13 protein-coding genes and 1 CRISPR repeat array are annotated in these 21,412 nt (G+C 62.8%); of the genes, 2 read left to right on the top strand and 11 right to left on the bottom strand.

Going from position 1 to position 21,412, the window contains the following annotated elements:
• Positions 1–18 precede the first annotated feature (18 nt).
• The 6 genes from cas3f to ptsP form a co-directional block, all read right to left on the bottom strand.
• The gene (gene cas3f / locus KI242_RS04550) at positions 19–3,405 is read right to left on the bottom strand and encodes a type I-F CRISPR-associated helicase Cas3f (RefSeq protein ID WP_212805953.1); all 3,387 of its coding nucleotides are present in this window, start codon (positions 3,403–3,405) and stop codon (positions 19–21) included.
• On the bottom strand, positions 3,402–4,379 hold the full coding sequence (gene cas1f / locus KI242_RS04545) for a type I-F CRISPR-associated endonuclease Cas1f (RefSeq protein ID WP_212805952.1): 978 nt from the start codon (positions 4,377–4,379) through the stop codon (positions 3,402–3,404). The genes cas3f and cas1f overlap by 4 nt, the downstream gene beginning before the upstream one ends.
• Positions 4,380–4,562: 183 nt before the next feature.
• A CRISPR array of direct repeats spans positions 4,563–5,850; the repeat unit is 28 nt; unit sequence TTTCTGAGCTGCCTACACGGCAGTGAAC.
• Positions 5,851–6,121: 271 nt separating this feature from the next.
• A complete protein-coding gene (locus KI242_RS04540) occupies positions 6,122–6,502 on the bottom strand; it encodes a hypothetical protein (protein ID WP_212805951.1) in 381 nt (126 codons plus the stop codon).
• 579 nt (positions 6,503–7,081) lie between these two features.
• Positions 7,082–8,824 (bottom strand): PTS fructose-like transporter subunit IIB, encoded by a 1,743-nt coding sequence (locus KI242_RS04535; RefSeq protein ID WP_212805950.1) that lies wholly within the window; start codon positions 8,822–8,824, stop codon positions 7,082–7,084.
• Between the two features lie 11 nt (positions 8,825–8,835).
• On the bottom strand, positions 8,836–9,777 hold the full coding sequence (gene pfkB, locus KI242_RS04530; protein WP_011059216.1) for a 1-phosphofructokinase: 942 nt from the start codon (positions 9,775–9,777) through the stop codon (positions 8,836–8,838).
• The gene (gene ptsP / locus KI242_RS04525) at positions 9,777–12,638 is read right to left on the bottom strand and encodes a phosphoenolpyruvate--protein phosphotransferase (protein ID WP_053156338.1); all 2,862 of its coding nucleotides are present in this window, start codon (positions 12,636–12,638) and stop codon (positions 9,777–9,779) included. Before ptsP ends, pfkB begins: the two co-directional genes overlap by 1 nt.
• A 300-nt stretch (positions 12,639–12,938) precedes the next feature.
• Here ptsP and cra point away from each other — a divergent pair, with 300 nt between their 5' ends.
• Positions 12,939–13,934: a catabolite repressor/activator gene (cra, locus tag KI242_RS04520; RefSeq protein WP_011059214.1), complete on the top strand. Its 996-nt coding sequence runs from the start codon at positions 12,939–12,941 to the stop codon at positions 13,932–13,934.
• Between the two features lie 3 nt (positions 13,935–13,937).
• Positions 13,938–14,729 (top strand): TatD family hydrolase, encoded by a 792-nt coding sequence (locus KI242_RS04515; RefSeq protein WP_015634130.1) that lies wholly within the window; start codon positions 13,938–13,940, stop codon positions 14,727–14,729.
• Here the strand turns inward: KI242_RS04515 and KI242_RS04510 are convergent.
• From KI242_RS04510 to KI242_RS04490, 5 genes are all read right to left on the bottom strand, one after another.
• The gene (locus KI242_RS04510) at positions 14,715–15,086 is read right to left on the bottom strand and encodes a hypothetical protein (RefSeq protein ID WP_019095647.1); all 372 of its coding nucleotides are present in this window, start codon (positions 15,084–15,086) and stop codon (positions 14,715–14,717) included. The two genes, KI242_RS04515 and KI242_RS04510, sit on opposite strands and share 15 nt — an antisense overlap.
• Before the next feature lie 196 nt (positions 15,087–15,282).
• Positions 15,283–17,313, bottom strand: a complete 2,031-nt coding sequence (locus KI242_RS04505) for a methyl-accepting chemotaxis protein (RefSeq protein WP_212805949.1) — start codon at positions 17,311–17,313, stop codon at positions 15,283–15,285.
• A gap of 261 nt (positions 17,314–17,574) precedes the next feature.
• Entirely contained in the window at positions 17,575–18,411 is an 837-nt protein-coding gene (gene ampE, locus KI242_RS04500; protein ID WP_123473929.1) for a regulatory signaling modulator protein AmpE, read from the bottom strand.
• Positions 18,408–18,968: a 1,6-anhydro-N-acetylmuramyl-L-alanine amidase AmpD gene (ampD, locus tag KI242_RS04495; RefSeq protein WP_053156335.1), complete on the bottom strand. Its 561-nt coding sequence runs from the start codon at positions 18,966–18,968 to the stop codon at positions 18,408–18,410. Before ampD ends, ampE begins: the two co-directional genes overlap by 4 nt.
• Positions 18,969–19,031: 63 nt before the next feature.
• Positions 19,032–21,260, bottom strand: a complete 2,229-nt coding sequence (locus KI242_RS04490; RefSeq protein ID WP_011059209.1) for a DUF1631 domain-containing protein — start codon at positions 21,258–21,260, stop codon at positions 19,032–19,034.
• Between the last annotated feature and the right edge of the window lie 152 nt (positions 21,261–21,412).

Here is a 21,412-nt window from a genome sequence, read left to right as displayed (position 1 = left end):
GTGGACATAAGTCATGGCTCAGTGTTTTCTGCCAAAGCCCAGCACCGGATGAAAATGCCAGCCCTGGGTGCTGTCGATCAGCTTGGCAGTGGTAAACCGCTCGGCACAGGCCCGCAGCGAAATACCCTGCACCTCGGTTTGTCGAACCAGCAGTTGCATCAGGTCGTGCTGACCCCAGGGGGCGATGCGCGGGCCTGATAGGCTATCTAGATCGATCTCGTCCAGCAGATTCGTCACGGGAACGTAAGCCTCGGTTGATCCAGGGGCGTATTTTTCATGGATGCGGTGCAACACCAGGTTTTCTTCATCCTCGTCCGGCAACCAGAGCACCTCGATTTCCCTGACGGAGCTTTCGCGGAAAGGTTGCTGCTGTGGCAAGGCCCAGGTCAGGGCGGCCTGGGGGTACTGCCACGCGCAGGCCGCATCCAGGTCGAAGGAGGCAGGCTTGACCCCGCGCGGTGTCGGTTTGCCCAAGCCGCGTCGATCCTTGGGCAGCATCTGCGCACTGATCCGCGCATGCTCCAGATCCACCAGGTTGTGCCTTGGGCGCCAAGTCTCGGTGGCCCTGGGCTGGATTCGAGGGCGGGCACTGATGCACTGGTAATCGGCCTGATCCACCAATTGAGCAAGGCGATGGCTGGCCAGGCGCCAAGGGTGTTCGCGCTGGCCACTCTCACTCTCGAAGCCAGGCCGGATAAAGGCCGCGGCGCCTGGCTGCTCGAAATGTCGCAGATTGCTATCGAACACCAGGACATTGGCGCTCTGGCAGGGACGATCACGGTGGCGCTGTACACGACCGGCGAGCTGGATCAGTGAACGCATCGATGACGGCTCGACCACTGCCCAGTCGTAGTCATGGTCGCGCCCTACTTCGGTAACTGGCGACCCCAGCACCACAAACAACTGATCCTGCTCGGGGTACTGATCAATCAACTGGCGTATCTGCGGAAGGGCGTACAGTGCATTCGGCTCCCTACGGTTCAGGCAACTGTCCAACTGAGCTTCGATGGCCGAACGCAACAGCAGCGGAAAACGCGAGTGATAAACGCACAGATGAATCCGCTGGCCAACTGGAGCCCCCAGAGCGAACAGGGCTTGGGCAACGTCGAACAAGGGTTCGATGTTCGCCATGCGCACCAGGCCAACGCTAATTTTCTTGCCACTGTACGGACATGCCTCGGCATGGCGCGCATGCGCTTGCAGCATCGCCGCCTGGACGTGTTCAGCGAAAACACGACGCATAGCCCCTACAGGCTGCGCATCGATCTTCAGGGGAATGAGTTCGCCGCGTCGTCGTGGTTCGGTGCCCTCAAGCGCCTGAACACGGCGCCCAACGAATACATGGTGGTGCTGGACAAAACTCTCGGCACTGCTGCAAGCGCCCTTGTGGGAACCGAACTCATCGACCCACAGGCAAGGGATGTCACTGACGGAAGTACCGGGCTCTCCTCGATTGCGCCGGTAATGCAGACGCCCGGCACGATAAGCCTGGAACATGCCCTCCAGCAGGGCCGGAGGAAGGGTCGCCGATGAGAGCAGCACACGGGTGCCCAACAGCCCGGCCCAATACACCAGACGCGTGAGCGCAGGCAGGTCGGCAAGGTCGAAGTCATCGAGCTCATCGAGAACCAGGTCACTGCTGAGCAGGCGCAACATGGGCGCTATCTGCCTACCGGCTCTCTGTGCTTCGGTAGCGGGCATCAGGTGATCGATGGTGCACACCAGCATCGGCGCGTTGAGCAGGGCCGTGATCTGGGGATTATTCATCACCTTGGACAACAGGCCGTGGGCTTCCATGGCGCCCTCATAACGCACATGGCTGTCCTCTTCGATCAGGGCTTGGGTAGAGGCCGATCCGCAGGCCTCGGCCTCGGCTTGGTAGTAGTCGAACAAGGCCCGGCTTGCAGAACCTCCTACCCTGATGGCCAGGTCGTCTTCACCCAGGTTCAGATCCTCGCGGTAGCTGTGACCGGTTTGCAGGGTCAGGGTGCGCAGGCCCAGGGCGAAGGTACAACGCATCCCAATCTGCGGGTCGGCCAGGGCATACATGATTCGGGCATTGGCCAGCGTCTTGCCGCATCCGGTGGAGGCCATGTTGACGATAAAGGCACCGTGCTGTTGTGCCTCCGCACGCATGCTTGTTGCGGCATCCGCGGCCTTGTCCTGCCAACTGAAGCGAGGGGCACCGGAGCGTTTGCGCAAACCTGGATGACGGGCCAAGCGGGGCAAATGACGCTCGAAACCGGGCAGACCGTGAACAACGCTGCGGGCCATGCGCGCTACCCCGAGCAGGTGTTCGTCCAGGGGCTGTTTGAGTTGGCCATCGATATGCGTGTTGGCAAATAAAGGATGCAGGCCATCTCCCTTTACCCGTTGGCCCGACTCGGGCGGCAAGCCGGAGTAGTAGTGATCGCTCAGCATCAGGCTCATACGGGCCAGATGCATGACATAGGGGTTATTCAGCCAGTCGCCATGACCGGGCTTGGCTTGCAGTGTCAGCAGGCGATTGGCGATCTTCGCAGCCTGCGCGCGCCATTTGGGCCAAGTCACCGGCAGCCCATGCTCGAACTGCCAAAAAACCTCGACGTCCTCGATAGAGGCAGGGCGACTGCACTCATTCCACTCGTGGGTGATGCCCTCGATCAGGTTGTCCAGCATCGACGGATTGAAGCGAGCAGACTTCTTGCCCAGCCATTGTTGTTCTCCTTTCTTGCTCTCATTCCAGCTAGGTAGTGTGGGCAAACGGTGGTGACTGACCACAAGCCAGGCAATGGCAGCCGCCAAGGGCGCAAGCTGTTTAAATGGCGGTTTCGTCGCGGCATCCAGCCCATCGCGCTGATAACGGCCCGCCGCCAGCCAACTGCTGTCATCCTCGTCAGTGGGCGCCGCCAGCCGCCGCAACCAGCTGGGATCATCATCAGAACCAACGAACGCCAGGAACAAACGCAGTGACACCCACTCATGGCGATACAGGTTCCTTTCCAGACTGCGCAGGCGCAGTTTTTTCTGAAAGGCAATGCTGGCCTTGCCCAAGTCATGCAGCAGCGCCGCCATCTGCGTCAGCAGCGAGATGTCTTCAGCACAATGCCAATCATTTTCATCGTCTTTGCGCAGCACATTGCGCGTAGTGGTATGAGTCGGTACCGCCCCCTGTTCATTGAAACGCTTGGCGTCACCGACGATCCACAGCAGCTCGCTGTGATCCAGCCCACGAATCCAGTGGCAGGCCACCGCAGTATTGCGTCGGGCGCTTTTCTTGAGCAGGCGCCTGAGGGTATCCAGGCCGGCCTGCGTGATAGGTGTTTGCCAAGTACGCTCGCCACGTCGCTCGGCAAACTGATCAAGAATTCGCCGGCTTTGCACCAGGGCTTTTTTATCGCACTGACAGATCAGCATGACGTTCATAAAGCCCGTCGCTCCATCTGCTGAGCGATAGCCTTGAGGCTGTCGATCATGAAATCCAGGGCTTCACCGCGAGTCAGGTTGTCAATGCAAGCCTGGCGGAAAGCTTGCTCGTCATCACCTCGCTTGGCCGACAGAAAAGCCTGAGGCAACACCAGTGCATCCTTCACCAAATCAGCCACATCAAAAACCAGGCCCCCACGGCGAGTCTTGCCATGCAGCACCGCCAGCCCATGGGGCAACCCCAGCACCCAGGTGGCGGTCGCAGCCAAACCGTAGGCCAGGTAGTTACCGTGATCGATAAATCGATTGGCTGGATCTACGCCACTGCCACCTTTGGCCCGGACGAAATCGCCATAGGCGGTTGCCGTTGCGGCCAACTTGAACAGGCGCTTGGTCAGGCGGGCCTCTTCGGTCAGCAGGTAAGTAACATCCGAGGCGCCGCTCAATGACGTCAGCGACTGCGCCAAGGCGGACTCCAGCGCCGAAGAGTCGATGTCGAAACCGGCTTTTGCCAGGGGCCCCTGCGAGCGCCAATGCTGCCGAATGCAGTCCAGGCGTAACCTCTGGAAAGCCTTGGCCGCCTCTAGACGATGTTGCTCATCGAACCAGAACCGCACCCAGCGTTGCAGATACTCAGTGGGACGATATTCGCTTTGCGGGGAAAACCAAGCGACTTCGATATCGATCTCATTGGCGCTGAACAACGGCGTGCCACCGCCCCCGCAAAACCCCACCAGAACGCCAGCCTTGGCCAATTCGCGCATGGCTGCCTGGGTGACTGATGTACCGGTCCCCAGTAGCACGGTCGTGGTATTGGCAATTGGGATATTCCAGTACAGCGACTGCTTGCCGGCATCGGTTACATACTCGACCCGACCACCATTGACCAGTACTCGACAGTGCTGCAGGTAATAAATATTGGCGCGCTTGGAATGAAGAATCGTTTTTAGATCTGCGGAGCTGATGTCTTCCATGAGAGAGAGCCGCCTGCTGCATCGTCCATTGAGCGGTAGCGGTTATAAGCAATGTCGGGTTGTTCGTCTATGCCAGTTTGGAAAATCAGATCGTTGCCTCGCTCCAGTGCAAATAGAACTGCCGGGCAAACCTGCTGGCGAAGTTTGGAGGTCACCGGTTGCTACTCAATGCTTGTGGGCCAGATTTTTAGCTGCCTGTACGGCAGTGAACCATCCTGATCGGCGCAGCGCTTAGCCATGTGCTTTCTGAGCTGCCTACATGGCAGTGAACACATCATTTTTGCTGTAAGCGATGGTGTACTTTTTCTGAGCTGCCTACACGGCAGTGAACTCCGACGACTGGCTGGGCATCCCCACGCCCCTTTTCTGAGCTGCCTACACGGCAGTGAACTGCTCGATGACGGAGCCGATCTGTCGCGACTGTTTCTGAGCTGCCTACACGGCAGTGAACGGACCGGTACTGGTTCTGGGTTGACGTGTGCATTTCTGAGCTGCCTACACGGCAGTGAACCAACAGCAGTGACCAGCACAGGCTCTGACACATTTCTGAGCTGCCTACACGGCAGTGAACATCGAGTCGCCCAAGGACGGCGACGTGGTCCTTTTCTGAGCTGCCTACACGGCAGTGAACTTGGCGTAGGCCATCCCGGTTCCCTGCTGGTATTTCTGAGCTGCCTACACGGCAGTGAACCTGCAGCTGGGTGAAAACATCCTGACCGGTTCTTTCTGAGCTGCCTACACGGCAGTGAACCCCAGCGATCACCCCGATCAACCCCACATCGTTTTCTGAGCTGCCTACACGGCAGTGAACTTTTGCTGACCTGGTTTCTGGGTCGGGTCGTTTTTCTGAGCTGCCTACACGGCAGTGAACGAGCAAGTGAAGGTCTTGAACGTCGCGAGGTTTTTCTGAGCTGCCTACACGGCAGTGAACCCGGATGTGTAACGTGGTGAGAGGACGGCGGCTTTCTGAGCTGCCTACACGGCAGTGAACCGAACAACCATGACGCCGTGCACGGAGTCAGTTTTCTGAGCTGCCTACACGGCAGTGAACCTACCGCCCTGATCTATGACAGCATCGGCGTATTTCTGAGCTGCCTACACGGCAGTGAACATAGCGGACCAGACCGACCAGACTCCGACGCTTTTCTGAGCTGCCTACACGGCAGTGAACACGGCCTGCAGGACCAGATCGATGCTCTCGATTTTCTGAGCTGCCTACACGGCAGTGAACTCTTCAGGCCTGATCAGGCGCTGCGTTACATTTTTCTGAGCTGCCTACACGGCAGTGAACACCATCGCGTGGGATGCTGCGCCTGGCGCTGTTTTCTGAGCTGCCTACACGGCAGTGAACGTCTTGCCTTCCAGGTCGGTCAGTACCGAGGTTTTCTGAGCTGCCTACACGGCAGTGAACGAAGTCGCGGCCGCCGGGGTGCGCCTGGTGGTTTTCTGAGCTGCCTACACGGCAGTGAACTAGACAAATTACTTCGTAACCCCATGACTTAAAAGAACAATCAGCCAAACAACCTGCCAGACCCTCTTTTTAGAAGCATCTGTAAGTGATTGATTTTACATAGGGCTTATCCCTCCTCCAAGAAGAGGGTCAGTCCCAAGCATCCGATCGGCAGGGTTCAGACTATAGCCTTTGAACCTATTTGGTTGAGGCCCTAGTGAGAAAAGTGATGGTGACGCAGTGACCAAGGTGGAGCGAGGGAGCGGCTCCCTCGCCATAGAAATCAAACCGTTCAGCTGGAAGAACGACGATTGCCATCAAGCAAGGCATCGACCACGCCACGGGCCATTTCCACCGAATGCACCAGGGACCAGATCAGGCCACGCTCGACGCCGCTGGCCTGCTCGGTGATCTCGTCGGACACCTCTTCGGCGGCTTTGAGCAGCATGGAAACGTGGAGCAAGGCTTCCTCGGCGCTGATGCCGGGGAGGACGGTGAAGGGCGAGTCGGTGCCCGCAGGAGCCGCGGCGGTGGGGTGAAGAGCCGCGATCAACGAGCCGTTTGGGCGGGTGTTGGCCAGTGCATGGCGAACGACTTCGTTGGCCAGATCATGGTCGGGATTACGACGGGAAGAAGGATGGCAAACAGGTGGATCGGGGACGATCTTTTTCATGGTGCAGCTCCTTGGGGTGGAGCCACCACCTGACGCTGCTAAACGTAAGGTGGCAGCTGTACGCGGGTTAGCAGACCGGTCCAAGGAATCCGGCGCACCCAAGGGCGCCCCACGCACAGCCGCCATAACAGAACTCGGCAGGCCAAAAGCCAACCGGGACAGGGGCAATACTTGCGTGTCTTGGAATCAGGCTGCTAAACCCGATCACCGAATATTCAGTGACGAACCGAGCCTAGTGAGCCGAGTACCCAGCCGCAAGCGCCAAGGAGTGTCTCGGAAACCCCTTACAAAAGAAAGAGACTTGGCCGACGGTCGCCGCTGGAGAAAGCAGCAATAAGCCCGGGGCGCGGCCTGCAATAGCAGGTGCGGCGAGGTTGAGCGGCGAGGAAAAAGGACGAGCCCGGCTTGAGGACGTCTTCGCCAGCCAGAACGGTGCAAGGCTTGAGGACCTCTTCGCCGGCAAGCCGGCTCCTACAGAATTGCGGTGGCGCGCCCTCCTCCGTAGGAGCTGGCTTGCCAGCGAAGGCGTCGGCCGGAACGGCGCAAGGCTCAAGGGCCTATTCGCCGGCAAGCCGGCTCCTACGAAGAGGTGGGTTGCAGGGCGAGCTCCACCGCCTCAGGCCGCTTCACCAACGCGTACACCACCGCCGTCAGCAGGCTGCCCGCGACAATCGCCAGCAGGTACAGCAACGCGTGGTTGATGGCATTCGGGATCAGCATGACGAACAGGCCGCCGTGGGGCGCCATCAGTTTGCAGCCGAAGTACATCGACAAAGCCCCGGTCAGGGCGCCGCCGGCGATGCTCGCCGGGATCACTCGCAACGGGTCCTTGGCGGCAAACGGAATCGCGCCTTCGGAGATAAAGCACAGGCCCAATACCAGGGCGGCCTTGCCGGCTTCGCGTTCGGTCTGGGCAAATTTGCGTCGGGCAATGAAGGTAGCAATGCCCAGGCCAATGGGCGGTACCATGCCCGCCGCCATGGTCGCGGCCATCGGTGCATAGCTCTGGGACGCCAGCAGCCCTACCGAGAACGCATAGGCCGCCTTGTTGATCGGCCCGCCCAGGTCGACGCACATCATGCCGCCCAGCAGTACCCCGAGCAGAATCGCGTTGGTGGTACCCATGCTGTCGAGGAAGTGGGTCAGGGCTTCGAGCATGCCCGCCACGGGTTTGCCCACCACGTAGATCATCACCAGCCCGGTGAACAGGCTGGCCAGCAGCGGGATGATCAGGATAGGTTTCAGCGCCTCCAGGCTTTGCGGCAAGCGCGCATATTTATTGATCGCCTTGGCCGCATAACCGGCGAGGAAGCCGGCGACGATGCCGCCGATAAAACCCGCACCCAGGGTGCTGGCGAGCATGCCACCGATCATTCCCGGCGCCAGGCCTGGGCGGTCGGCGATGGAGTAGGCGATGTAACCCGCCAGCAGCGGCACCATCAGCTTGAAGGCGGTCTCGCCGCCGATCTGCATCAAGGCCGCGGCCAGGGTGCCCTCCTCCTTGAAGGCGGTGATGCCGAAGACGAAGGACAGGGCAATCATCAAACCGCCCGCCACCACCATCGGCAGCATGAACGACACCCCGGTCAGCAGGTGTTTGTAGACCCCGGTCTTTTCCTGTTTGGCCGGTGTCTGGGCGCCTGCTGCGGAGGACTCCAGCCGGCCCTCGGCCAGGGCCTTGTTCAGGGTCGCCTCGGACTGTTTCAGGGCCACGCCGGTGCCGCAGCGATAAATGCGCTTGCCGGCAAAACGCTCGGTGGGCACTTCGATGTCCGCCGCCAGCAGCACCACGTCGGCCTCGGCAATGGCTTGGGCGCTCAGCGGATTGCGCGCGCCCACCGAGCCCTGGGTTTCCACTTGCAGGTCGTAGCCCAGGCGCTTGGCGGTTTGCTGCAGGGCCTCGGCGGCCATGAAGGTGTGAGCCACGCCAGTCGGGCAGGCAGTGATCGCTACCAGCCGCGGGGCGCGTTTGCCTGTTTCGAGCACCGGCTCGGCACTGGCCTCGGTGGCGACATGGACCTGGGCCTCTTCGGCACCGCGACGCAGCACTGCATCGACATCCTGCAGGGCCTGGGACGGGCTGCTGCGGTACACCCGCTTGCCGACAAAACGCAACATATCCACAGGCCCGGTGCTGACCACCAGCACCCACTCGGCGGCCTCAATGGTGGCCGCCGAGAGTTGGCGTTCCGGGTGCGCTTCATCGTGCACTTCGACGCTGGTGCTCCAGCCCTGGCGCTGCGCCGCGGCGTCCAGCAGGCGGGCGCAGAGCACGCTGGTGACCATGCCGTTGGGGCAGGCGGTAACTATGGCTAACTTCATGGGCAACCCTCTTATTGTTCTAGGAGGGGATGCACGCGCACCCCCTGCTCCAGCCGGGCCAGTTGCACCCTGTCGCTGATGCCGAAACCGATCTGGGTCACGGCCATGGCGGCAATCGCCGTGGCGGTGCGCAGGGTCTGTTCAAACGGCTGGGCGCTGAGCAGGCCGTGGAGCATGCCCGCCAGCAGCGAGTCGCCGGCGCCTACGGTGCTGACCACGCGGACCTTGGGCGGCAAGGCCTGCAGGGACGGCGCGGCGCTGAACCAGTTGACCCCCTCGGCGCCGTGGGAAATCACCACATGCTCGACGCCCTGGGCGTGCAACTGGCGCGCAGCCTCGGCCTGCCCGGCCACTGAAACCACCGGGCTGCCCAGGGCGTCCGCCAGCTCTTCGGTGTTGGGCTTGACCAGCCAGGGGCCTGCCGCCAGGCCGGCGCGCAAGGCGGCGCCGCTGGTGTCGAGGGCGACTTTAAGACCGAGGTTTTTCAAACGCAGCAGCAGGGCCTGGAACCATTCGGGGCTGACCCCACGCGGCAGGCTGCCGGCCACCACCACCGCGTCATGCCCGGGAGCGATCTGTTCCAGGCGTTCAAGCAGGGCCTGTTGCGCAGCTTCGCTAACCTCGGGCCCAGGGCCGTTGATGTCGGTAATGCGCCCGTCGCTTTCGGCCAGCTTGATGTTGCTGCGGGTGTCCCCGGGCACACGGATAAAGGCGTCGACAAACCCGCGCTGGGCAAACAACGCGTCAAACGCCTGTGGATTGTTTTCCCCGAGAAAGCCGCTGACGGTCAGTTGATGGCCGAGGTCAGCCAGCACCTGGGCCACATTCACGCCCTTGCCAGCGGCGTGGGTGTACATGGCGTCGCTGCGGTTGACCTGCCCTGTGTCCAGGCGCGCCAGCTGCACCGTCAGGTCCAGCGCCGGGTTGAGGGTCAGGGTAAGAATCTTCGCCATTACATGGCCTCCACTAGGGCGCGCACTTCGTTGGCGCTGCCGACGGCCAGGGCCTGTTGAGCAAGGGTTTGTGCCTGGGCCAGGCGCAGTTCGCGGATCCGCGCCTTGACCTCGGCGATGCTGCGTCCGGAGACGCTGAGTTCATCCACCCCCAGGCCCACCAGCACCGGCACCGCCAGCGGGTCGGCCGCCAGCTCGCCGCAGACCCCGACCCACTTGCCATGGGCGTGGGCGGCACGCACGGTGATGTCGATCAGTTGCAACACTGCCGGGTGCAGGCCATCGGCCTGGGCGGAAAGGGTCGGGTGGCCACGATCGATGGCCAGGGTGTACTGGGTCAGGTCGTTGGTGCCGATGCTGAAGAAGTCCACTTCCTTGGCCAGCACCGGCGCCAGCAGGGCGGCGGACGGCACTTCGATCATGATCCCCAGTTGCAGGTCGGCCACGGGGATTTCCCGGCGCAGGCGCTCGGTCATGTCCCGGGCCTGGCGCCACTCTTCGACGCTGCCGACCATGGGGAACATGATCCGCAGCGGGCGGTTGTCCGCCGAGCGCAGCAACGCGCGCAATTGCGCTTCCATGATCAGTGGCCGCTGCAGGGTCAGGCGGATGCCGCGCACGCCGAGGAAGGGGTTTTCCTCCTTGGCAATGGGCCAGTAAGGCAGCGGTTTGTCGCCGCCCACATCCAGGGTGCGCACCACCAGCGGACGCCCGGCGAGGCCGTCGAGTACACGGCGGTATTCGGCTTCCTGGGTGGCTTCGTCCGGGGCCTGGGGATGGGCCATGAAGATCAGTTCGGTGCGCAGCAGGCCGATGCCCTCGGCGCCGTTTTCCACGGCGGCGGCGACACCGGCGCTTTCGCCGATATTGGCGAACACCTCGACCGCGTGACCATCGGCGGTATGGGCCAGTTGATGGCGTTGTTCGGCGGCCGCCTTGAGCCGTTGCTCGCGGTTGTCGCGCTCTTCGGCCGCCCGTTGCAAGGTCGTGCTATCAGCGTCGACATGCAGGCGACCGCGCTGGCCGTCCAGCAGCAAGGACGTGCCGGACTTGATCAGCAGCACGCTGGCCCCCGCGCCCACCAGGGCCGGAATCCCCAGGGCCCGGGCGACGATGGCGCTGTGGGCGGTGGCGCCGCCGCGGGCGGTGAGAATACCGGCGACCCGGGTCGGATCGAGGCGCGCGACGTCCGAAGGGCCGACTTCATCCATCACCAGGATGTAGGGCTGGTCCGGCTCGGCCGGGGTTTCAATGCCGCACAGTTGCGCCAGCACCCGGCGGCCGATGTCCCGCAGGTCGGCGGCGCGCTCGGCGAGCAAGGCGTCCTGCAGGGCTTCCTGCTGTTTGGCGGCGCTTTCGATCACGGTCATCCACGCCGCTTCGGCGCTTTCGCCCTGCTTGAGGCGGGTGTCCACTTCATCGCTCAGTTCGGGGTCGTCGAGCATTTCCTGGTGGGTGATGAAGATTTCGCGGATGGCCTTGGCCTGGCTGCGCTGGATCAGCCTCTGGATGTCCTCGCGGACCTCGGCCAGGGCCTGCTGCAAGCGCTGGCGCTCGATGGCGGTGGACTCGCCCCGCAGTGGGTAATCGATACTTTGCTGGACCTGGATATGGGCCGGGCCGATGGCGATGCCGGGCGCAGCGGCGATGGCCTGGATCAGGCTGCCGGAGGCCGGGGCGCTGAGCGGCTCGACGACCTCTTGTGGCTCTTGCCGAGGCGTGCTGACAGCCGGCAATGGCTCGACCTCTTCGCCCAGGCCCTCTTCGATGGCTGCCAGTAACGCGGGCAAGGCATCGGCGGCAATGCTGGGTTCAGCGATCAGTTCCAGTACCTGGCCACGCCGGGCCCCGAGGCTCAGCAGCTTGCTCAGGCTTTTGACCGAGACCGCAGAATCCTTGCCATCGACGATGCGGATGCGGATCTCGCCTTCAAAGTTTTTTGCCAGTTGCGCCAGCACCTTGGCCGGGCGCGCATGCAGGCCGTGGGCGTTGGCCAGGGCGATGCGGGCGCTGGGCCAGTCCGCAGGCAACTCGCCGCCAAGCACTTCCAGGACTGCGCGGCTGCTGGTGGCGCGGCCCAATTCCTGGCCACGGCCTTCGATCAGCAGCGCACACAGGCGCTCCAGCAGGGCCTGGTGGGCTTCCCCCAGGCTGGCCAGGCAGAACAGGCCGCTGAGGGGCTGGCCCAGGTAGCGGATGGGTTTGTCCGGGGTGACGAACGCCAGCCCCGGGCGCAACACCGTCTGCTCGCTGTGCAGCCACCACAGGCCGTCACCCAGGGGCAGCGCCTCCACCTGTTGCAGCACCGCGGCAAAGCCGTTGCTCACGCACTCGGCCTGGCGCAGCAGGCGAGCACCGCGCCAGACCAGTTCTTCGAAATCTTCCGCCGCCACACCGAGGCCGATCATCTGTGCGTCCAGCGCCAGTTCCTGGGGTGCGCCCTGCAACAACTTGAGCAGGGCCTGGGGAGAGCTGGCGCGGCGCAGGGCCTGGCCCAAGTCGGTTTCACCCAGGGCGCGGGTCAGGAGTTGCAGGAGTCGCAAGTGCTCGTCGGATTTAGCCGCGATGCCGATGGCCAGGTAGACGATCTGCCCGTCTCCCCAATCCACGCCGTCGGGAAACTGCAGCAGGCGCACGCCGGTGGCAAAGACCTGGTCGCGGGTTTCCGGGGTGCCATGGGGAATGGCGATGCCTTGGCCAAGAAAGGTCGAGCCCTGGGCTTCGCGGGCCTGGAGGCCAGCCAGGTAACCCTCGGCCACCAGGCCGTCCGCCACCAATTTGCCGGCCAGCAAGTGCAACGCCGCGGACTTATCCACAGCCGACTGGCCCATGGATATCTGCTCTACAGTGAGCTCGAGCATGGCTTCTCCTATTTAGCGCGGCAGGGGCGGCGCTAGGTATTGTTTTAAGTAAGCAGCGTAGGCGTCTTTACTGCCACAAACGGGACTCGGTGCCTGGCAGGGGCGTTTTCCGTTCGGGCTTCGGCCTAGAAAATACGCTTGCTGAAACGTTTAATCTAGCAAGTTTGGTACGTTACTCCATAATCTCGAGCGCTTGAAGTCCTTCTGGTCGATTGCCGGTTCCGACGTTGGTCGCCTGCCCAGATCAGGTAGGATTGGCGAAAATATCGGGGCAAGCACCAAAAACAAGGAAATCCCGGGTTGAAACTCAGTGATATCGCTCGCCTGGCCGGTGTGTCTGTGACCACCGCCAGTTACGTCATCAACGGCAAGGCCGAACAACAACGCATCAGCAACGCCACCGTGGAACGGGTGCGGGCGGTGGTGGAAGAACACGGCTTTACTCCCAACCCCCAGGCGGCCGGCTTGCGCAGCCGGCACACCCGTACCTTGGGTTTCATTCTCCCGGACCTGGAGAACCCCAGCTACGCACGCATCGCCAAGCTGCTGGAGCAAGGCGCCCGGGCCCGAGGGTATCAGCTGCTGATCGCCAGTTCCGACGACGCTCCGGACAGCGAGCGGCAATTGCTCCAGCTGTTCCGCGCCCGGCGTTGCGACGCGCTGTTCGTCGCCAGCTGCCTGCCGCCGGAAGACGACAGCTACCAGCAGTTGCAGGCCCAGGGCCTGCCGATCATCGCCATCGACCGGGTGATGCCGCCCGAGCTGTTCTGCTCGGTGATCAGCGATGACCTGCAAGCCAGCCTGCACCTGACCCAGAGCCTGCTTGAGCCTGAGCCCAAGCAGATCGTGCTGATCGGTGCGCGCCCGGAACTGAGCATCAGCCAGGAGCGCGCCGCCGGTTTCCGCCAGGCCCTCGAGGGTTTCGGCGGCGAGGTGCTGATCGAGCACGGCGAAGCCTTCAGTCGTGATTGCGGCCGCCAGCTGATGGAGGAATTGCTGCAGCGCCTGGGCCATCTGCCAGACGCCCTGGTGACCACCTCCTATGTACTGCTGCAAGGGGTATTCGATGCCTTGCACGACTTCCCGCTGAAATCCCGGCCTCTGCGCCTGGGCACCTTTGGCGATACCCAGTTGCTGGATTTCCTGCCGCTGCCGGTCAATGCCATGGCCCAGCAGCATCAACTGATCGCCGAAAAAGCCCTGCAACTGGCCCTGGCTGCCATTGAAGAGGCGCATTACCAGCCCGGCGTGCAGGCCATCGCGCGGACCTTCAAACAGCGCATCCAACAGGGCTGAACCGTGGAGCTGATCGACAGCCACACCCACCTGGATTTCGCGGATTTCGATGCCGATCGCGGGGCGCTGCTGGCAGACAGCCGCGCCCTGGGCGTCTCGCGAATGGTGGTGCTGGGGGTCTATCAGGCCAATTGGCAGCGGCTCTGGGATCTGGTGCAAAGCGACTCGCAGCTGTACGCGGCCTTTGGCCTGCACCCGGTGTACCTGGACGATCACCGCCCGGAACATATCCAGCAACTGGGTGACTGGCTGACCCGGCTGGCAGGGCACCCGCAAGTGTGCGCGGTGGGCGAGATCGGCCTGGACTACTTTCTTGCGCACCTGGATCGCGAGCGCCAACAGGCACTCTTCGAAGCGCAATTGCAGCTGGCGGCAGATTTCCAGTTGCCCGCCCTGCTTCATGTCCGGCGCAGCCACGCGGCGGTGATCGCCAGCCTGAAGCACTTCAAGCTCAAGCGTGGCGGCATTATCCACGCCTTCGCCGGCAGCCGCGAGGAAGCCCGGGAATACCTCAAGCTGGGGTTCAAGCTGGGTCTGGGGGGCGCCGCGACCTGGCCCCAGGCCCTGCGCCTGCGCAAGGTGATCGCCGAGCTGCCGCTGCACGCCCTGGTGCTGGAAACCGACTCGCCGGACATGGCGCCTGCCATGTTTCCCGGCCAGCGCAACAGCCCGCAGCACCTGCCGGCCATCTGCGCCGCCCTGGCGCAGATCATCGGCATCACGCCCGAGCAACTGGCCAGCGCCAGCACCCGCAACGCCTGCGAGCTGTTCGGCTGGCCTTCAGCCGGCCTGTAGCTGCAACGGTCGGCGCTGGCGCCGGCGGGCAGCCATCATCACCAACAGGTAGCTCACCAGCATCAATGCCGAAACGCTCAGTTGCTGAGCCAGGCTTACCAGCCCGACCCACTCCAGCACCAGCGTCACCAATATCACCGTGGCACACAGCACGATCATGGTCGCGCGCAGGGTAGCCAGCGAACCCAGGGACCTGAGGCGCTTGATCTGTTCGGGGCAACTGAGCTTCAGCGGTTTGTGGCAATGGTTGCAGTTGAAGGCTTCCTGCAACGCCATGGCATTGAGTTGCCAGGGTTCGAGTTCAAGGAGGGTCTGGCAATGGGCGCAACGGCCCTGGATTCCAGAAGTGGCAGTCATCAACGTATTTCCTCAGGGCCATGCAAGGCACATGGCCAACTGGTCGAACAGCCTGCGGGATCACCGGGGCTGAAAAATCAGACGCGCAGGAAAACAGGAAACACGCGACAAACAAAGCATTCATTTACTACCGATTGTATGCAAAGCAGCGAAGCCCCTGATTTCCGGGGCCTCGCCAAGAGCGGGAGCACGTTGCTCAGACGCGGAAAGCGCCAATCAATTGCTTCAGTTGCACCACCTGGGCCGACAGCTGCCGGCTGGCATCCTCGGTCTGGTGCGCACCCTCGGCAGTGCGCTCACCGGCACGATTGATCTCGACGATGTTCTGGTCGATGTCGTGGGCCACCGCGGTCTGCTGCTCCACGGCCGCGGCGATTTGCTGGTTCTGGTCGACGATCATGCCTACCGCCCCAAGGATATTTTCCAGCGCCTGCTGGACCTTTTCCGACTGGTCCACCGTACCGTTGGCCATGGCGTGGCTGCTGCCCATGGCCTTGACCGCCGCGCTGACGCCACCGTGGAGCTTGCCGATCATGTCCTCGATCTCCTCGGTGGACTGCTGGGTGCGTTTGGCCAGGGTCCGCACTTCATCGGCCACCACCGCAAAGCCCCGGCCCTGCTCACCGGCGCGCGCCGCCTCGATGGCCGCGTTGAGGGCCAGCAGGTTGGTCTGCTCGGCGATGCTCTTGATCACCTCCAGGACCCGGCTGATGGACTGGCTGTCGCTGGCCAGCTGGTTGATCACCAGCACCGACTGGTCGATCTCGCTGGCCAGCCGGGCGATGCTGCCCTGCTGGGATTCCACCAGCCCGCGGCCGCTGATGGTTTCGTCATTCACGCTGTGGGCGCTGCTGACCGCCGCCGCGGCGCTGCGAGCCACTTCCTGGGAGGTGGCGGACATCTGGTTCATCGCCGTGGCCACTTGCTCGATCTGGGTGCGCTGGCCAGCCACGGCCTGATTGCTCTGGGCCGATACACTCTGCACTTGCCCGGCCTGGCGCTCCACCTCACTGACGGTGTGGCCAACCCGCTCGATCAGGTCGTGGATTTTCAGCACGGTGCCGTTGAACACACTGCCCAGTTCCCCCAGTTCGTCGCGGCTGTGGGCGGTGAAGCTGACGGTCATGTCCCCCGCCGCTACCTTGTCCATCATCGCGCCCAGGCGCCGCAGAGTGGTGCGGGTGGAAGCGTAGAAACCGCCGTACAGGTAGACGATGGAGAGAAACACCAGGGCCAGGGCCGCCACCAGCAGCACCATGTGGCGACGGTTCTGCTCCAGGCGCTTTTGCAACTCGACATTCAGGAATTTCAAGGTGCCTTCATTGAGCTGGTAGGTCTGCGCCATCAGCCCGCTGACCTGGTCGTAGAAGGCCTGCCAGGGCGCATCCAGGGTATCGGCCATCACCACCTGCTCCTCGAACAGCTCGCTGGCCTGCTTGAGGCTGCCCTTGCTGGTCGTGGCCAGCGTGTCGAGAGCATCGTGGGCAGCGCGGCTGGACCCCAGGGCATCCTGCAACTTGAGCCCGTATTCGGCCTGGAGCTTTTCGATCTGCACCAGCAATTCGTCGAAACGCGTGCTGGACGAGGAATTGAGGAACCCCTGGCCCAGGGAGTAGGCGCCCATGGCCCGGCCTTCACCGAGGATCTGGGTAACCTGCGGGGTGACGCTGGTGATCAGCTCGCTGAGCTGGCGAATGTCACCCTGGCCATCGCGGCTCAGGCCCGACTGGCTGGCGATGATCTGGCTGAACAACTGCGCGCTGCCCAGCAACTTGCCGATCAGGCCGCTTTTGTTCAGCAGCGAGCTTTCCACTTGCTGGGTCTTGAAGGCGGCAATCAGTTCATCGCGCTTGGCGTTGAAGACCTCCACCTGCTGTGGGTCCGTGGTCACCGCCTGCAAGGCCTGCAGGCGTTCCAGCACGGATTTCTCCAGGGCCACGATCTTGCCTTCCAGGTCCCCTGCCTTGCCGGACTGACCGAGGCTGGCGTTGATCTGCACCAGGTTATTGAGGGTTTCCAGGTCTCGGCGCAGGGCCAGGCTGCTGCCCAGCAGGTCGAGGCTTTGCAGTTCGACCCGGGTGCCCTGGAATTCGCGGTAGGAGTCGCGCACCAGATAGAAGTTGGTCACCAGCATGGGTAGAAAGAACAGCACGCTGATCAGGCTGAACTTCATGCCGAAGCTCAGGCGGTTCATCAGCGCGACAGCGGGATAGAGCAAGCTCTTCACAAAGAAGTCTCCCTTTTCTTTTATTGTTATTGGCAGGCAGGCGAAGGCAGCAGATAGCCACTATTCGGCGCTCCGTCTGTATAGCTCAATTTCGTGGGAGGTTTTGTAACTTAAAGTTAACCGCCAGCGCGGCATCCAGGGGACGCTCGCGGGCTGTGGCGAGGGAGCTTGCTGCCGATCGACGGCGCAGCCGTCGCACTCTCTGCGATGCGCTGCGCCAGAAAACCCTCGGTGGGCGGTTGGGGCCAGCCCTTGCTCACCTCAGGCCAGGACGGCCCACAGGGCAAAGCCGGCGTACCAGAGCACCGCCGCCCGCAACAACAGCTCCCAGATACGATCCAGGCTGTTGATACCTTCGGGCCCGACTTCCGGCGGCGGGATTTCCGCGGCCACCAGGCCGACCTTTTCCACCAACTGCGCGGCACCGATATGCCAGTTGAGCAACTCGTGGAGCATCACCCGGCCGACTGCGACAAAGTTGCCCACCAGGGCAAAACTCGCCGCCAGCAGGCGCACCGGCAACCAGTCGAAGGCATGTCGCAACTGCCCCGCGCGTTCGACCAGGGCGGGGTTCTTGCCATGTTCGGCGGCGAGAGCCAACAGGCGATAGCTCAGGGCCGCTACCGGCCCCAGCAGGAAGTACCAGAAGATCACCGCGAAGAAACTCTGGAAGGCCTGCCACAGCAGGTGGCCCTGCACTCGCTCCAGCAGTTGTTCGCCATTTTCGGCGCAGATGCCCAGGTCACGTTCTGCGACATGGGCTGCCGCTTGCAGATCCTCACGCCGCCAGGCGTCACGGAACGGGCCCAGCTCACCCAGCAGATCGCCGCGACCCAGGGCGTAGATCACCACCAGCAGGTGCACCGGCAGCGCCAGCAAGCCATAGGCGATGGGCTCCAGCACCAGCAGCAACAGCCCGAGCAGCGCCACCGGCAGCAACACCATGACGATCAGCAGCCACCACGGATGCCCGGCCATACGCGGGCTCGACTCCAGACGCGCCAATTCCCCCAGCCACCAGCCATCACGCTGTACCCGCTGGCGCAGGGCCGAGAACTTCTCGATCCACACCGCCAACAGCAACACCAGAAAACTCATTGTCCTTCCCCCTTCTCCAAGGCGGCACGAAAGCGTGCCCAGTCGAATCCCGGGCCCGGGTCGGTCTTGCGCCCGGGCGCGATGTCGCTATGCCCGCAGATCCGTTGTGGCGTGATGTCGCTGAAGGCCCGGCGCAGTTGCCTGCTCAGGCTGATCAACGAGTGATATTGAGCATCGCTGAAAGGCTGATCATCGGTGCCTTCCAGTTCGATGCCCAGGGAAAAGTCGTTGCACGTCTCACGCCCCTGGAAACTCGAGACACCGGCATGCCAGGCCCGATCCAGGCAGGAAACGAATTGGGTGACGGCGCCGTCACGCTCGATCAGAAAATGCGCAGAAACACGCAGATCGGCGATCCCGGCAAAATAGGGATGCTCTGTGACATCAAGGCGATTCTGGAAGAATTCCTGCACCTTGCCGGTGCCGAACTGCCCCGGCGGCAGGCTGATGTTGTGAATCACCAGCAGGGAAATCTCGCTCGCCGGACGTTCATTGAAATTGGGTGACGGGCAATGCCGTACGCCATGACACCACCCCGTGGCAGGGTCCAGCCGCATACCGATTCCTTCAACTAAAGCCTTGGGTGGCCCAGTATGCCGCGTTATCCCCTCGGGTTGCGATCACTTGCCGTGATTGAGTCGCTGCAGGTTGCCGATCACCGATTCCAGGGCGCGGTCGAACAGCAGGGTGTCATCCAGGGCGCGCACTGCGCCACGCTGGAACTCCAGGGCCAGGCCCATGCGCGTACGCTCCAGCACTTTCATGCCGGTGCGGTTGACGAACACGTATTTGGCCACCGGATGGGGAACAATCGCCGCCAGTTTGCAGCGCAGGGTGTTGTCCTCGTCCTCCAGGAATTCGACCCAGGCCCCAAGCCGCAGTTGGTCCACCCATTGCACGCTGGGGTCGTTGGCCGGCAACGCCAGCGGCGCGACTTCCAGCGGGCCCTCTTCGGCACTGGGCAGGACAATCTCTTCGGCCACCACGATCATGTGTGCAGGGTCTGCTTCCAGGACGGCACCCTGCAGTTGCGGGGCCTGAGCCTCGCGCTCGAATGCCTGCAAGTGCAGGAGCTCCAGCTGGCTGAAGAACTCGCTGGTAGCGAAAGGATCGAAAGCCGCCGCGCTCAAACCCTCGCGCAGGCCCTTGAGCAACCCCGGCACCAGCGCCAGCAAGCGCATGGCAGTATCCGGCTGTTCATGGCGCTGCACGCTCCAGATCAGCTCCAGCAGGGTCTGCTCCGCAGTTTGCCACTCTGGCGAGTCGTCGCCGTGCTTGAGGCAACTGAGCAGCATCACCTGACTCCAGGCTTCGCGGACAAAATCCACCACCTTCTGCGGCAACACCTTGCCCAGCAGGGCGTCATTCAGGGCCTGCTCTACCCGGCGCCGGGCCAGTTCGGCCCTGGCCCGCCCTTCCTCGGCGTCACGGGTACGCTGCTCCAGCAACTCGGCGCGACGCCGCTCGTCGGCAGTGAAGGCCAGGAAGTCCGCCAGTAGCTCGGAGAAGATCGCCGGGTCATCGCTGAACTCGCTGAGCAGACGTTGCACCACTTGCTCGATCCGCAGGTACAGACTGTCGCGCTGGTGGTCATCGCAACCGCCCCAGCCCATGGCTGCAGCGGCGATCTCATTGAGCAGGCGCCGGGCCGGGTGATTGCCGCGGCTGAAGAAACTCTTGTCCAGCACCGCCACCTTGAGCATGGGAATCTGCAGGCGGCCAATCAGCGCCTTGAGCGAGTCCGGCAGGTTGCGGTCATCGAGAATGCATTCGAAGAGCATGGCGATCAGGTTGATCACGTCTTCATCGGCCACATCCACCACCCGGGATTTGCCGCTCTTGACGCTGACCCGGGTGAGCAATTGTTCCAACTGGTTGCGCAGGTCGAAATCGTCCTGGGCGCTGGGCGCCGGCACGTATTGCTGCAGGTGCGACAGCAGGCGCATGAGGTCGCGGGTGGAAATCGGCTGGGTTTCGGCGCTGGCTTCCAGGGTCGGCGCCACGCTGCCACGCACATGAAACAGCAGGGTCTGCAGGGCGGCGAAAACTTCCTGCACGCTCTCGTCGAGCTGCGACTGGCTGGATTTCGCCGTGCCCCCCTCGGTCGCTGCCGCACGGGCCTCGGCCTGGGCTCGATCGGCCGCCCGGCGGGCCGGAGCAGGCATCAGTTCCGGCAGGATCCCGGTGGCGATCAGCAGTTGGTTGGCTTCGGCATAGAGTTGTTCGGCATCGCTGAGCACATAACGCTCGAACAACTTGAGGATGATCAGCTTGACCTTGATTTCCACCCCCAGGCTGCGCCCGGCCTGGAGGAAATACTCGCAGAGCAGCGCCGGCCCCAGGGGGTTGTCCCCATCCACCAGGCGCCGTCCCAGCAGCACACTCAGGCGCTCCGTCAACTGCCCCAGGGCGAAGCCATCACGGTTGAGCACCTTGGCCACCATGGCATCCACCGCGACGGTCTTTTCCAAGTCATCGTGGGACGGATCCAGTGATGGGTCGTAGACCACGGCATGGGGAATGGCCAGGGCCGGGTCATACTGCACCAGGCAGGCAAAAGCCTGGAAGAACGCCTCCAGGAAACCGCGCTCGATGCTCTTGCGCTTCAGCCGCAGGTCGCGCATGGCTTCGAAGAGGGTGTTTTGCTCGACGTTGTTGCGGGCCCGATCGGCCATTTCGAACAGGGTGTCATCAGCGTTATCGAACAGTTCCTGCAAGCCGTGGCGCAATTGCTGGGCGGCCTTGTCTCGGACCTGAAGCAGAATCACAGGCAAGCGGGCAAGCGGCGAAGCGGTCGCCTGATCTGTAGCGGCCTTGTGCAAAGGCACTACATTCCCGTCGTTGTGCATCCAAGCCTCCTGGAAAGGTGTTTCTTCGGTTCGAGATCAAGATTCAGTCAAGCCGACGACGCTCACAGCCGGCTCTCAGCGGAGGCACATGCACTCCACTGCACTTCATTTAGGGGGAAGCCAAAGACACGTCAAAGCTATGACGTCAATTA

This window comes from Pseudomonas sp. Eqa60 (assembly GCF_018326405.1).
Classification (GTDB): Bacteria; Pseudomonadota; Gammaproteobacteria; order Pseudomonadales; family Pseudomonadaceae; genus Aquipseudomonas; species Aquipseudomonas protegens.
This window is presented reverse-complemented; position numbering and strand designations above follow the sequence as displayed.